The organism is Tsukamurella paurometabola DSM 20162 (assembly GCF_000092225.1).
GTDB classification, from domain to species: domain Bacteria; phylum Actinomycetota; class Actinomycetes; order Mycobacteriales; family Mycobacteriaceae; genus Tsukamurella; species Tsukamurella paurometabola.
Window position 1 is genome coordinate 2,519,293 of record NC_014158.1, and the last position, 12,872, is coordinate 2,532,164.

The 12,872-nt window shown below is 69.3% G+C and carries 12 protein-coding genes; 7 read left to right on the plus strand and 5 right to left on the minus strand.

All coding sequences use genetic code 11. The features are described from left to right. Positions 1-5: 5 nt before the first annotated feature. From TPAU_RS12130 to TPAU_RS12140, 3 genes are all read left to right on the plus strand, one after another. Entirely contained in the window at positions 6-575 is a 570-nt protein-coding gene (locus TPAU_RS12130; protein ID WP_083773944.1) for an MBL fold metallo-hydrolase, read from the plus strand. Further along, a complete protein-coding gene (locus TPAU_RS12135; RefSeq protein WP_245537789.1) occupies positions 559-1,761 on the plus strand; it encodes an FAD-dependent monooxygenase in 1,203 nt (400 codons plus the stop codon). The genes TPAU_RS12130 and TPAU_RS12135 overlap by 17 nt, the downstream gene beginning before the upstream one ends. 149 nt (positions 1,762-1,910) lie before the next feature. Next, the gene (locus TPAU_RS12140; protein ID WP_041944405.1) at positions 1,911-4,193 is read left to right on the plus strand and encodes a HelD family protein; all 2,283 of its coding nucleotides are present in this window, start codon (positions 1,911-1,913) and stop codon (positions 4,191-4,193) included. Positions 4,194-4,206: 13 nt separating this feature from the next. On the opposite strand, the gene TPAU_RS12145 is transcribed toward TPAU_RS12140, so the two are convergent. The 3 genes from TPAU_RS12145 to TPAU_RS12155 all read right to left on the minus strand — a co-directional run bounded on the left by TPAU_RS12145 (position 4,207) and on the right by TPAU_RS12155 (position 8,016). Beyond that, positions 4,207-4,653, minus strand: a complete 447-nt coding sequence (locus tag TPAU_RS12145) for a universal stress protein (RefSeq protein ID WP_013127054.1) — start codon at positions 4,651-4,653, stop codon at positions 4,207-4,209. Positions 4,654-4,787: 134 nt separating this feature from the next. Continuing rightward, positions 4,788-6,950 carry an excinuclease ABC subunit UvrB gene (gene uvrB / locus TPAU_RS12150; protein ID WP_013127055.1) on the minus strand — a complete coding sequence of 721 codons (2,163 nt, stop codon included), beginning with the start codon at positions 6,948-6,950 and terminating at the stop codon, positions 4,788-4,790. A gap of 34 nt (positions 6,951-6,984) precedes the next feature. After that, positions 6,985-8,016 carry a TRM11 family SAM-dependent methyltransferase gene (locus TPAU_RS12155; protein WP_013127056.1) on the minus strand — a complete coding sequence of 344 codons (1,032 nt, stop codon included), beginning with the start codon at positions 8,014-8,016 and terminating at the stop codon, positions 6,985-6,987. 84 nt (positions 8,017-8,100) lie between these two features. On the opposite strand from TPAU_RS12155, the gene TPAU_RS23835 reads away from it, so the two are divergent. Continuing rightward, positions 8,101-8,910, plus strand: coding sequence for a ribonuclease FAU-1 family protein (locus TPAU_RS23835; RefSeq protein ID WP_013127057.1), 810 nt, complete (start codon positions 8,101-8,103; stop codon positions 8,908-8,910). On the opposite strand, the gene TPAU_RS12165 is transcribed toward TPAU_RS23835, so the two are convergent. After that, complete coding sequence (locus TPAU_RS12165; RefSeq protein ID WP_013127058.1) at positions 8,897-9,655, minus strand: TetR/AcrR family transcriptional regulator; 759 nt, start codon at positions 9,653-9,655, stop codon at positions 8,897-8,899. The genes TPAU_RS23835 and TPAU_RS12165 overlap by 14 nt on opposite strands. Before the next feature lie 216 nt (positions 9,656-9,871). On the opposite strand from TPAU_RS12165, the gene TPAU_RS23720 reads away from it, so the two are divergent. The 3 genes from TPAU_RS23720 to TPAU_RS12175 are packed head-to-tail and all read left to right on the plus strand — an operon-like array spanning position 9,872 to position 11,995. Continuing rightward, complete coding sequence (locus tag TPAU_RS23720) at positions 9,872-10,396, plus strand: SNF2-related protein (RefSeq protein WP_281054789.1); 525 nt, start codon at positions 9,872-9,874, stop codon at positions 10,394-10,396. Continuing rightward, positions 10,393-11,436, plus strand: a complete 1,044-nt coding sequence (locus tag TPAU_RS23725; protein ID WP_281054790.1) for a DEAD/DEAH box helicase — start codon at positions 10,393-10,395, stop codon at positions 11,434-11,436. The genes TPAU_RS23720 and TPAU_RS23725 overlap by 4 nt, the downstream gene beginning before the upstream one ends. Position 11,437: 1 nt before the next feature. Continuing rightward, the gene (locus tag TPAU_RS12175) at positions 11,438-11,995 is read left to right on the plus strand and encodes a zinc finger SWIM domain-containing protein (RefSeq protein ID WP_013127059.1); all 558 of its coding nucleotides are present in this window, start codon (positions 11,438-11,440) and stop codon (positions 11,993-11,995) included. Here TPAU_RS12175 and coaE read toward each other — a convergent pair. Further along, the gene (gene coaE / locus TPAU_RS12180) at positions 11,971-12,861 is read right to left on the minus strand and encodes a dephospho-CoA kinase (RefSeq protein ID WP_013127060.1); all 891 of its coding nucleotides are present in this window, start codon (positions 12,859-12,861) and stop codon (positions 11,971-11,973) included. The genes TPAU_RS12175 and coaE overlap by 25 nt on opposite strands. Positions 12,862-12,872 lie beyond the last annotated feature (11 nt).

Consider the following 12,872-nt stretch of genomic DNA (forward strand, 5'->3'; position numbering starts at 1 on the left):
GCGGTATGGACAACAACGTCTACCTGGTCAGTGATTCCGTGGGCCGCACCGTGCTCATCGACGCGGCCAACGAGGCCGACCGGATCCTGGCCACGGCGCGGGAGATCGGCGGCGTGGAACTCATCGTCACCACCCACCGCCACCTGGACCATTGGTATGCGCTCGCCGACGTTCGGGAGGGACTCGGCGTTCCCGCGGCCGCCGGCGTGAACGACGCCGAGGGCATCGACGCCCCCACGGATCGCACCCTTGTCGATGGAGAAGTGCTCACCGTGGGTGAGCTCACCTTCGACGTGATCGAGCTGGTGGGGCACACCCCCGGATCGATCGCCCTCGCCCTGCGGCCCGAGATCGACGATGCGCCGGTGCACCTGTTCACCGGCGACAGCCTGTTCCCCGGCGGCGTCGGCAAGACCGGCTCGCCCGAGGACTTCGACCGGCTCTACACCGACGTCACCACCAAGCTGTTCGATCGCTATGACGACGACACCGTGATCCACCCGGGCCATGGCAAGGGCACCACTCTCGGCGCCGAGCGCCCGCACCTCGCACAATGGCGTGAGCGCGGCTGGTGACACCGTGAACCACCCCCGGGTGCTCATCGCCGGCGCAAGCATCGCCGGACCCGCACTGGCGCACTGGCTCAGCCGCCGCGGCGCGACCGTCACCGTCGTGGAGCGGGCGCCCGCATTGCGCCCCGGCGGGCAGGCCGTGGACGCACGCGGCGTCGCCAAGGAGGTCATCGCCCGGATGGGGCTGGACGCGCAGGTGCGCGCCGCCTGCACCGACACCGCGGGGGCGTACGTGGTCGACGAGGCGGGCACCGTCCTGGAGACGTTCCGTGCGGAGGACGACGACGGCGACGGCTTCATCGCCGAGATCGAGATCCTTCGCGGCGATCTTTCTCAGGTGCTCTACGACGCCACGCGCGACGCCGTCGACTACCGGTTCGGCGACCGGATCACCGAGCTGACCCAGGATGCGAACGGCGTCGATGTGACCTTCACCAGCGGCACCCGCGAACGGTACGACCTGGTGATCGGCGCCGACGGTCTGCATTCATCGCTGCGTGCGTTGGTCTTCGGACCCCATGAGCGGTACGTCCGACACCTCGGCCACGCGCTCGCCTTCTATACGGTCCCCAACGAGTTCGGCCTGGATCGCTGGCTGATCACCTGTGAGGCGCGGGGCCGCACGGCCGGCCTGCGACCGATCCGGGACGCAACGCTCGGCATGGCGCTCTTCTCGTTCTCGGCGCCCGAGTTCACCCTCGACCACCGTGACATCGCAGCGCAGAAGCGGGTGCTGCGCGAGCGGATGGCGGGCCTGGGCTGGCTGACGCCGCGCATCCTGGCCCATCTCGACGACGCGCCGGACTTCTACCTCGATCAGGTGGCGCAGGTGGTGATGGATCGGTGGTCGGCGGGCCGGGTGGGGCTGATCGGCGACGCCGCCTCGTGCTCGTCGCCGATGTCAGGACAGGGCACCGGGATCGCCCTGGTGGGCGCCTACGTCCTCGCGGGCGAGCTGGCCGCCGCACACTGGGATCCGGACGCCGGATTCGCCGCCTACGAGCGCCTGATGCGCCCGTTCGTGGCCGCCAATCAGGAGATAGCCCAGCTCAACGCCCGTGGCCGTGACGCCGTCGCGGCGGGCGAGGCCGCTCCGCAGGACTGGGACTTCGCCCTGATCGAACGGGCGATCAACGGCATCGATCTTCCCGATTACGACGGCGTCGCGGACTCCGGGCCGCTGTCCTGATCTTCGATCGGCACCGGTGACGTTCGCCACGAGCGCTCCGGCCGGTTGTCGTGGAGAATAGATGGTCTGATTCTTTGCCGCCGCCTCCCGCCGGAGGTCCGCCCACGAGGAGCACCGTGACGACGAACCCCGTCTCCAGCGTCGACCTGATGGCCGAGGAGCAGGCGCACCTGGACCGCGTCTACGCGCGGATCGACGCGATGCGGGACACGGCGCAGCGACGCCGCACCGACAATCTGCAGGAGGTCGGGGAGAACCCGCAGGAGATCTCCGAGCGGGACTCGTACCACCAGCTCTACACCGACGACATCGCGAAATACGACTCGGCGGAGAACAACCTGTACTTCGGTCGGCTCGACATGGTCGAGTCCGACAACCCGGCGGACGGGGTTCGGCGCATCGGCCGCATCGGCGTGCTGGACGACGACGAGGATCTCTCGACGCTGCTGCTGGACTGGCGCGCTCCCCTGGCCCGCCCGTTCTACCTCGCCACGCCGGCCCAGCCCGAGGGCGTGCGGGTGCGCAGGCACGTGCGCACCCGCGGCCGGGAGCTGCGGGGCGTGGTCGACGAGCGGCTCACTCTCACCGGCGACGACGGCGCCGGCGAAGGCCTGGGCTCGAACGTCGCGGGCGAGTCCGCGCTGGTGGAGGCCCTGAACCGGGCCCGTACCGGGCAGATGACCGACATCGTCGAAACCATCCAGCGCGAACAGGACACGATCATCCGGTCCGAGCATCGCGGCGTCCTGGTGGTGCAGGGTGGTCCGGGTACCGGCAAGACGGCGGTGGCGCTGCACCGCGCCGCCTACCTGCTGTACACCTACCGGCAGAACCTGTCCCGCACAGGCGTACTGATCGTGGGCCCGAACGAGACCTTCCTCAACTACATCAGCCAGGTGCTGCCGAGCCTCGGTGAGACCGGCGTGCTGCTGAGCACGATCGGTGACCTGTACCCGGGAGTCGTGGCCACGCTGGAGGATTCGGCGGCGGCCGCGCGTCTGAAGGGTTCGACCGACATGGTCGAGGTGATGAAGCAGGCGGTGCGCGGCTGGCAGACGGTGCCCGACGAGCCGATCGTGATGAAGTTCGACGGCTACCCGCTCACGCTCGATAAGAAGATCGCGACGAAGGCCCGCGGCCGGGCTCGTTCGTCACGACGGCCGCACAACACGGCCCGTGCGATCTTCCGGCAATCCGCGCTGGACGCCCTCGCGGCGCAGCACGCCGCGACCATCGGATCCTCGGTGGTCGACAACTCGATGCTGCTCTCCCGCACCGATATCTCCGATATCCGCGACGAGCTCGCCCAGGATCCGGAGGTTCTGGGCGCGCTGGATTCGCTGTGGCCGGCACTGACGCCGCAGCGGGTGCTGGTGGAGCTGTGGCGCGATGGAGACCGCCTCGCGGAGGCCGCGCCCGACCTGTCGGATGCGGATCGGGAGGAGTTGCGCCGAGCGGCGGTCACGGATCCGAACGGTGCGCCGGCGTTCTCCCCCGCCGATGCTCCTCTGCTCGACGAGATCGCCGAATTCATCGGTGATGACGACACCGATGCCGACGAGGCCGAGCGGCGGTGGCGGCAACGGCTGGAGGAGGCGCAGGAAGCCCTCGACATCCTAACCGGTTCCGCACCTCAGGATCTCGATGACGAGTTCGATGCCGAGATCCTGATGGCGTACGACCTGATCGACGCCGAACAGTTGGCGGAGCGCCAGACGGTGCGCGAATTCAACACCACCGCCGACCGCGCCCGCGACGACCGCACCTGGACCTTCGGGCATGTGATCGTCGATGAGGCGCAGGAACTCTCGGCGATGGCCTGGCGGATGCTGATGCGGCGCAGCCCGAATCGATGGATGACGCTGGTAGGCGACACCGCGCAGACCGGAGACGCCGCTGGTTCGACCAGCTGGAACGCTGCTCTCGATCCCTATGTGCCAGGGCGGTTCCAGCTCTCGGAGCTCACGGTGAACTACCGCACCCCGAAGGAGATCATGGACCTCGCGGTGGACGTCCTCGCGGCGATCGACCCCGCATTGGCGCCGCCCACTTCGGTGCGGTCGGGTGCGGAGCCGCCGCGGCTGGTACGGGTCGACGGTGATCGCGCGGCCCTGGTCGAAGCCGTCCGCTCCGCGCTACCCACCGACGAGGACCGACTGACCGCCGTACTCGCACCGCAGGAGCTGGTGGCGCCGCTGCGCCGCCTCACGTCGAAATCGGTGCGAGTGATGGGGGTCCGCGATTCGAAGGGCCTGGAGTTCGACCACGTGGTCGTGGTGGAGCCCGGCCTGATCGTGGGTGAGCCGGCCGAGCTGGAATTCGACAGGGGCCTGCGAGATCTGTATGTGGCGCTGACGCGAGCGACCCAGACGTTGACCGTGGTCACGTCCGGGTCGCTACCGCGTTCGCTGCGCGCGCTGGAGCCCGCCTAGCGGCGGGGGTCGCCTATGTGGTGTGGACGATGAGGATGTCCACCGAGGTCTTGCGAGCGGCATCGGAGGGCACCGAACCCAGCAGGCGGCCGGTGAGGGAGTTCATGCCCTTATTGCCGACCACCAGGAGCGAGGGCTCCGGCTGCGACTTCACCAGATCGAGCAGCGCCTCGACGGGCTGGCCCTTGATGGCGCGCTTTTCGACGTTCTTGGCTCCGGCCTTCAACGCGCGCCCCTCGGCGGTGCGCAGCATGTCGTTGACCGGGTTGGCACCCTGCAGCTGGTACGCCTCGTCCCGCAGGACATCGGCAGCTGCCGGATCCGCGGCCTCGCTCGGCAGGTACGCGCACGCGATCACCAGCTTGACGTTGTCGCCGGCGATCGACGCGGCGCGGTCGACCGCGCGCAGCGACGACTCCGAACCGTCGGTGCCGACCACCACGGTGCTGTAGCCACTCATCGAGTCCCTCATTTCTCTAGGGCGTGCATTCGTGCCGTTTCTCGGCATAACTTCTTCGACACAATAGCCGCATATCGTCCCGGAACAGGCGGGTTGCGGCGCGGAACACACGGCCGGTGCAATCGCACAGCCCGTCACGTGAGGCCTGCGGCGTCCATTCCGCGTAGTTCCTTCTTCAGGTCGGCGATCTCGTCGCGGATCCGGCCTGCGAGCTCGAACTGCAATTCCCGCGCGGCGTTCATCATCTGATCGGTGAGTTCGGAGATCAGGTCCGCCAATTCGGCCCGCGGCATGGACTTGACGTCCTCGCCTTCGTACATGCCTGCGCTGACCGACGACGCCGACCGCAGCTCGCCCTGGGCACGGCGCCCACGGGTGGCGTTGCGGCCCGGGCCGCCGATCGCTGCCTCGGTGTCGTCCGCTTCCGTGTACACCTGGTCGAGGATGTCGGCGATCTTCTTGCGCAACGGCTGCGGATCGACGCCCATCTCGGTGTTGTAGGCGATCTGCTTCTCGCGGCGGCGATCGGTTTCGTCGATCGCATTGCGCATGGAATCGGTGATCTTGTCGGCGTACATGTGCACCTCGCCCGAGACGTTGCGGGCGGCGCGCCCGATGGTCTGGATCAACGAGGTGGTGGAGCGTAGGAATCCTTCCTTGTCGGCATCGAGGATCGCCACCAGCGAGACCTCGGGGAGGTCGAGGCCCTCACGGAGCAGATTGATGCCCACCAGCACGTCGTACTCGCCGAGCCGGAGTTGCCGGAGCAGTTCGACGCGACGCAGCGTGTCGATGTCGCTGTGCAGGTAGCGGACCCGGATTCCCGCCTCCAGGAGATAGTCGGTCAGATCCTCGGCCATCTTCTTGGTGAGGGTGGTGACCAGGACGCGTTCGTCCTTCTCGGTGCGCTCACGAATCTCGTGCATGAGGTCGTCGATCTGCCCCTTGGTGGGCTTGATCACCACCTGCGGATCGACCAGGCCGGTGGGCCGGATGACCTGCTCGACGAATTCGCCGCCGGACTGGCCGAGCTCGTATTGGCCGGGGGTGGCGGAGAGGTACACCGTCTGCCCCACCCGCTCGGTGAACTCCTCCCAGGTGAGTGGCCGGTTGTCGACTGCGGACGGCAGCCGGAATCCGAAGTCGACCAAGTTGCGCTTGCGTGAGGTGTCACCCTCGAACATGGCGCCGATCTGGGGCACGGTGACATGCGACTCGTCGATCACCAGGAGGAAGTCCTCGGGGAAGTAGTCCAGCAGCGTGGCCGGTGCCGATCCCGCCGCACGGCCGTCGATGTGCCGGCTGTAGTTCTCGATCCCGGAACAGAATCCGACCTGCCGCATCATCTCGACGTCGTACTGGGTGCGCATCCGCAACCGCTGCGCCTCGAGCAGCTTCCCCTGCCGCTCGAACTCCGCCAGCCGCTCCTCCAACTCGGACTCGATGCCCTCGATCGCCCGCGCCATCCGCTCGGGTCCGGCCACGTAGTGGGTGGCCGGGAAGATCCGTAGGTTCTCGACCTGCCGCACCACATCGCCGGTGAGCGGGTGCAGGTAGTACAGCGCCTCGACCTCGTCTCCGAAGAACTCGATCCGGACGGCCAGTTCCTCGTACGACGGGATGATCTCGACGGTATCGCCCCGGACCCGGAAACTGCCGCGCGTGAACGCCATGTCATTGCGGGTGTACTGGACGTCCACCAGCAGGCGCAGGAGGGCATCCCGGTCGACCTCCATGCCCACTTCGAGCTGCACCGACCGGTCGAGGTAACTCTGCGGGGTGCCGAGGCCGTAGATGCACGAGACCGATGCGACGACCACGACATCGCGGCGGGACAGCAGCGACGAGGTGGCGGAGTGCCGCAACCGCTCCACGTCGTCGTTGATCGAACTGTCCTTCTCGATGTACGTATCGGTCTGCGCGATGTACGCCTCGGGCTGGTAGTAGTCGTAGTACGAGACGAAGTACTCGACGGCGTTGTGCGGCAACATCGCCCGCAGCTCGTTCGCGAGCTGCGCGGCCAGCGTCTTGTTCGGGGCCATCACCAGGGTGGGCCGCTGCACTTTCTCGATCAGCCACGCCGTCGTGGCCGATTTGCCGGTGCCGGTGGCGCCGAGCAGAACGACGTCCCGCTCACCCGCGTTCAGTCGGCCGGCGAGTTGCTCGATCGCCTGCGGCTGATCGCCCGCGGGCTCGTACTCGCTGACCACCTGGAACTCCGACGAGGCGCGCTCGATCTCACCGATCGGGCGGTGCTCGGAGTGCGCCACCACTGGTTGCTCTGCCGCGAATGCCATGTATCCAGCGTAGGCCGCACCACCGACAAGTTCGCTAGTCCCGGCGGGCGACGATCACGTCCCGGGTGATGGACCGGTCCACGCGGTGCTGCAGATCGTCGTAGCCCGGGCCGTCCTGCACCGTCAGGCCGGCGTTCGTGAGGGCGGCGGCCACATCGGCGCGGGGCGCCACGCGCACGTTCCAGGCGAGGCCTGCGGCACCGCCTCGGCGCAGTGTCGCGGCCCATCCGGGAAGTGCGGCATCGAGCAGTTCGAGGGGGTTGCGCACCAGGCCGCGGGGGCCGCGGCTGCCGTGCTGCACGCCGTAGGGCAGGTCTGCGACGATCACGTCGACGGTGCCCGGCCGCACCAGCTCGGCGGTGCGCCGGGTATCGGCGGCGTAGCACGTGAGCGACTGCTTCTCGCCCGCAAGATAGGCGGCCTTATCGGCGGCGAAACTCGCCTCGTACTTCTTCGCGATCACCGTCTTGTCCCGGCGCACAGGAGTGGTGGCAGCGGTGTGTTTGAACCGGTGGTCCTTGAGCCACGTCGTGAAGAACGAGGTGTAGAGCTCGAAGTCCTTGGTGTCCACGTCCACGCCCACCGCGTCCAGTCCGTACATCACGGCCTGACTGAGGGTTGTCCCCCGTCCGCAGACGGGATCGAGTACGCGCAGCGTTCCGTCGAGCAGGCCCGCCGGCCGCGCGGTCGATGCCGCGGTCACGTTGAGCACCAGGCGCGTGAACTGCTCGTTGGTCTTGCCCTGATATTTGAGAATGGTGAGCAGGTCCGTCGGGTACTTCTCGGGCGAAGGTACGGCGACCGGTCGCAGCAACGCGCCCTCGCGCTCGAACAGCGCATAGAAGGCCGAGGTCAGACCCAGGTAGGCGAGATCCCGCTCGGCGAGGGGGTCGGCGTCGAAGCTCACGTACTCCACGCCCGCCACGGTGTCGGTCCCGATCTCCCCCACCGATGCGGCGAGTGCGCCACGACCGAGCACGGTGAGTTCGGCCCGCACCATCGACGTCGCCGCCTCGGCGTAGACGCGATTGGCAGCGGGGGCGGGAAGCAGGAGGTACTGAGGCACGGCTGAGATGGTACGTGGGGAGTCCGGGACGGACGCTTCACGCGGTCGGGCAAACCAGCCGCGCGGGCGCCGTATGGTAAGGACATGCAGGCGGAAGAAACGTTCGAGCTCACTGTCGACGGGGCTGCCGCGATCGGCGCGGTGGAGGGCGGCTGGCTGGATCTGACGGTTCTTGACGCAGCGGAGGACGCCGTGCCCGCGCTCCTCGGCGCGGCACGCGAACGGGCATCCGGCGTCGACGGAATCCTCGTCCGTACACACGACGATGCGCTCGGCGCGCTGCTGCGTCGGCATGGCTTCCGTCCCTCCGGGGCCGTCGTCGGTCGTCCGCGGGGCCGCACGGAGGTGACGTTGGTGCTCCGGTTCGCCGACGACCCCGCGGTCGACGACGGTGCCGTGCATCCACCCAAGCACGAGGTCTTCGACCCGCCGGCGATGACGAACACGGACCCCAAGGGCTTCCTCCGCGAGGTCGAGGAGTTCCGGGAGACGCCCTTCGGGTTGTACGTCGTCCGCCGCGCCGATCACCCGAGATTCGATGCGATCGAGTCCTGGCTGCTCCCCGCGTTCGACCTGCGCGCCACGATCTTCCACTTCACGCCGGGCCACGAACGCGACCAGCGCGTGTACCTCGACGTCGCGCGGGTATGGCGCGACGGGTACCTCTGGCACACCGAGGACTGGTACCTCGACCTGGTCGAGCACCCGGGCCGCCCGATCGAGCTCATCGACGTCGACGAGTTGCTCGCCGCCTCGGCGGCCGACCTACTGAGCGCGGCGGACGCCGAGCGCGCCCTGCACGCGGCCGTCCGCGCGGTCGCGGGCACTGCTGCTCACGGCCACAGCGTGGATGCGTGGCTGGCCGCCGAGGGCGCGCCGGTCACCTGGCGCTGAGCCCCGGGATTCTTGATTCCAGGCCGTCGAGCAGCACCTGCAGACCCAGCTCGAACCCAGCGTCGGGATCGCCCGGCCCGCTGTAATGCTCACCGACGACGGTGCCGACGCGTCCGGCGATCGGGTACTTCCCGGGCGGTATGCGGGCGGCCAGCTCCGGCCCGACGACCTCCCACCACTGCGCGTCCGTCATCGGCCGTGACGCCGCGCCGCGGGCACCGGAGCTGCGTGCCGCACCGGCGGCGAAGCTCTCGAGTAGCACGACCAGCCAATCGCGTTCGAGGTCGCTGATCGACAGGTCTTCGAGCAATGCGAGCTGGGCCTCGTACTGACCGATCTTCCCGGGCCCCAGCACATCTCGCCACGACGGGGCATCGAGCAACCACGGGTGCGCGAGGTACTCGTCGCGCCGGGCGCGCACGACGGCGATGAGGGACTCGCGCACTGTGGATCGCGGCTCGGCCGGCGGCTGCGCCAGCGCGACCGCGTCGACCATCAGCGCCACCAGGACGTCGCGGGTCGGCACATAGGTGTACACGCTCATCGGTCCGATGCCCAGACGCGCGGCGAGGGCCCGCATGGTGACGGCAGAGAGGCCTTCGGCATCGGCGAGTGCGACCGCGGAAGCCACCACCTCGTCAACGGTGAGCCGCTGCTTGGGCCCCTTGCGGCCCCGGGCGGACTCACCCGCCTCGGACCGCCACAACAGCCTGACCAGCGCACGGCCCTCGTCCTCGGGATTCATCGACACCTTTCTCCGTACTGTGTACACTGTTGCACGTACTCCGTACAACGTACTCTATTCGACTCGCATGAAGGACGCGCCCTGAGCCTCGAAGCCACCTACCTCCCCGACCTCCATCAGTTCGCCCTCTGGTCCTCCCACCACCTCCACGACCCCGCCCGCGCGACGGCGCTCCCCCTCGTCGTCCCGGTCGATGGTGCCCTCGCCGTCGCAGACGTGCGCTGCGACCTCGTCGACGTGACCGCGCTGCCCGGCGCCGCACGCCCGTCCGCATCCCTCACGGCCTGGACCACACGGAGCCGGGGCGAGGAGGCACCGTTACCGATCGCGGCGCACTCCGAGCCCGATCCGACGGGGACCGCCGTGACCTCCGCCGCCTACGCGGCCACGGCCTTCGCCGACACCGTCGCGACGGCGACGGCCCTCGACGGCACGCTCGACGCGAAACCGCGGCCCTACCAGGCCGCTGGCGTCGCGTGGCTACTGCGCACCCTGCGCGATCACGGCGGCGCGCTGTTGGCCGACGAGATGGGCCTGGGCAAGACTCTGCAGGCGATCGGGACTCTCACCCGGCTCGGCCCGGGACCGCACCTGGTGGTCTGCCCCACCAGCCTCGCCACCAACTGGCGGCGTGAAATCGCCCGGTTCGCACCGGCTCTCCTCGACCAGGTGACCATCGTCTCGTACGCCGGCTCCGCCTGTCGGCCACCGAGCTCGCGGCGACCCACTGGACCACCGTGATCTTCGACGAGGCCCATGCGCTGAAGAACCCTCGGACGCAGGTCTCCCGTGCGGCCCGCGAGCTGAACGCCGACTTCCGGATCGCGCTGACCGGCACCCCGATCGAGAACTCGCTCGACGACCTGTGGGCGATCCTGCGCGTCGTCACCCCGCGGATGTTCCCGGTGAAGGCGGTCTTCCGCCGCCGATTCACCCGCGCCGTCGAGTCGGGGGACGACGGTGCCCTGCGCCGCCTGCGCACCGCCGTCGCGCCGGTGATGCTGGCGCGCACCAAGGACCGCGCCGCCGGCGCACTGCCGCCGAAGATCGACAACCCGGTGCTGTGCGACCTCAGCGATGAGCAGGCCCGCCGCTACGACGCCTGCCTCGCCCGCGCCGCGGACGACGGCTTCGGCAGCGGGCTCGAGCGGCACGGCCGCTTGCTCGCGGTGCTCACCGCACTCAAACAGATCTGCAACCACCCGCAGTTGGTCGATGGTGTCGCGCCGCCGCCGGATCGCGGCCGGTCGGGCAAACTCGACGTGGCGCTGGAGATCCTGGAGGCGAATGTCGCGGCGCACCGTCCGACCCTCGTGTTCACGCAGTACCGCGAGACGGGCGACATGCTGGCCGCGGCCGCATCGTCCGTACTGGGCCGTCCCGTGCCCTTCTTCTACGGCGGACTGCCACTCGCGGACCGGTCCTCGATCGCCGACGACTTCCAGGCGGGCACCGGGCCGGCGATCCTCGTGATGAGCCTCAAAGCCGGCGGCACCGGCCTCACCCTCACTCGGGCGAGCGAAGTGCTGCACTACGACCGCTGGTGGAACCCCGCGGTGGAGGCGCAGGCCACTGACCGAGCGCACCGCATCGGCCAGCACCGGCCGGTCACCGTCACCACGCTGACGACGGCGACCACTATCGAAGAGCACATCGACGAGATGCACCGCCGCAAGGCACTTCTCGGCGTGCACGCCGACGACGGGTCGATCGTCACCGAACTGGCTGCGCTCGATGATGAGGGCCTGATGGACGTCCTGCGCCGGAACCGGGGGAACTGATATGGCAACGAACCCCTTCGGATTCACCACGTGGGGTGCCGATCTCGTCCGCATCGCGGAGCCGATCACGGCGAGTACCCCGAACACGCACGCACCGCGCGCGCGGATGCTCGCCCGCAACGGCGGCGTCACACTGCAATTCGACGGAGGACGCGTCACGGCGCTCGTGCACAGCGGCGCGAGCGCTTCCGTGGCGCACCTCGAGTTCGCGGCGATGGCGCCGACCGTCGCCACGGCGCTCCGCGAGGAACTGGGCTCGCGCACCGAGCCCGACGACGCGATCCACGCCGCGTTGATCAGCCGCGGGCTGCAGCCCGCCCCGACCCTGGAAGCCGCCGACTGCTCCTGCAAGGCCCGCACCACGATGTGCGTCCACGTCCTCGCTGCGGCCTATGCGCTGGCGGCACTCGTCGACCACGAGCCCGTGACCGCGCTGGCGATCCAGAGCTACGGCGCATCCGCGCCCACGGAGGAGGTGGACGAGCGGCCGGCGCCGCGCTGGACGCCGTTGGCGGCGCTGCACGTACGGGATTACTACGTGGTGCCGGCCCCGGCCTGAGTGCCGACCCGCACCGCGACCGCGCGGCCGGGATCGGAGCCACGATAGAAGCCCGGCTCGACCTGGGCGAACCCGGCGTCGCCGAGACGGACGATCACGGCGTCCTCGGCCACTCCTTCGGCGAGCACGACCCGTGCGTCGGCACCATCGGTGGTCACCGACTTCGCGTCGGCGCCGAGCGTGACCCACAGCCGGCCGGCCAGCCGCTCGCCGTAGCCGGGATCGTCGAGCTCGGGCGCATTCTCGGCCGGCCGGTGCATGTTCACGTTCGCGGCGAAGGGAACGATCCGCGTCGCCCAGAGCTCCCGGACGGCCGCGCGGGTCTCGTCCTCGGTGCCGGTGTTCTCCAGCCAGATATCGGCGACGGCGCGCCGCTGTTCGTCGGTGGCCTGGGCGGCGATCCGGGCGCGTGCATCCTCCTCGGCCATGCCGCGCGAGCCCACCAAGCGGCGCACTCGCTCCTGCGCATCCACCCAGACGATGATCACCAGGTGGAACATCGGCGCGGCCTGGTTCTCCACGAGCAGTGGGATGTCTTGCACGATCACCGCATCGGGGCCGGCATCGGTGATCAACTCCTGCGACCGGGCCCCGACGAGCGGATGCGTGATGGCGTTGAGCGTGGCGCGGGACTCGTCATCGGAAAAGGCGATCGCGGCGAGGGCGGGCCGGTCGAGGCTGCCGTCCGCCGCCAGGATCTGCTCACCGAAGGCCTCGACGAGCGCGGCCAGCCCGGGTGTGCCGGGCTCGACCACTTCGCGGGCGATCTTGTCGCCGTCCACGATCACCGCGCCGAGCGAGGCGAGTTCCTTCGCCACCGTCGATTTGCCCGCACCGATTCCACCCGTGAGCCCGATCCGCAACATGGGCTCAGCCT

What these genes read in the sequence shown, in the direction of transcription:
- TPAU_RS12130 (WP_083773944.1), top strand. Translation starts at nt 6, where the DNA reads ATGGACAACAACGTCTACCTGGTCAGTGATTCCGTGGGCCGCACCGTG.
- TPAU_RS12140 (WP_041944405.1), top strand. Translation starts at nt 1,911, where the DNA reads ATGGCCGAGGAGCAGGCGCACCTGGACCGCGTCTACGCGCGGATCGAC.
- TPAU_RS12145 (WP_013127054.1), bottom strand. Translation starts at nt 4,653, where the DNA reads ATGAGTGGCTACAGCACCGTGGTGGTCGGCACCGACGGTTCGGAGTCG.
- uvrB (WP_013127055.1), bottom strand. Translation starts at nt 6,950, where the DNA reads ATGGCATTCGCGGCAGAGCAACCAGTGGTGGCGCACTCCGAGCACCGC.
- TPAU_RS23835 (WP_013127057.1), top strand. Translation starts at nt 8,101, where the DNA reads ATGCAGGCGGAAGAAACGTTCGAGCTCACTGTCGACGGGGCTGCCGCG.
- TPAU_RS12165 (WP_013127058.1), bottom strand. Translation starts at nt 9,655, where the DNA reads ATGAATCCCGAGGACGAGGGCCGTGCGCTGGTCAGGCTGTTGTGGCGG.
- TPAU_RS12175 (WP_013127059.1), top strand. Translation starts at nt 11,438, where the DNA reads ATGGCAACGAACCCCTTCGGATTCACCACGTGGGGTGCCGATCTCGTC.
- coaE (WP_013127060.1), bottom strand. Translation starts at nt 12,861, where the DNA reads ATGTTGCGGATCGGGCTCACGGGTGGAATCGGTGCGGGCAAATCGACG.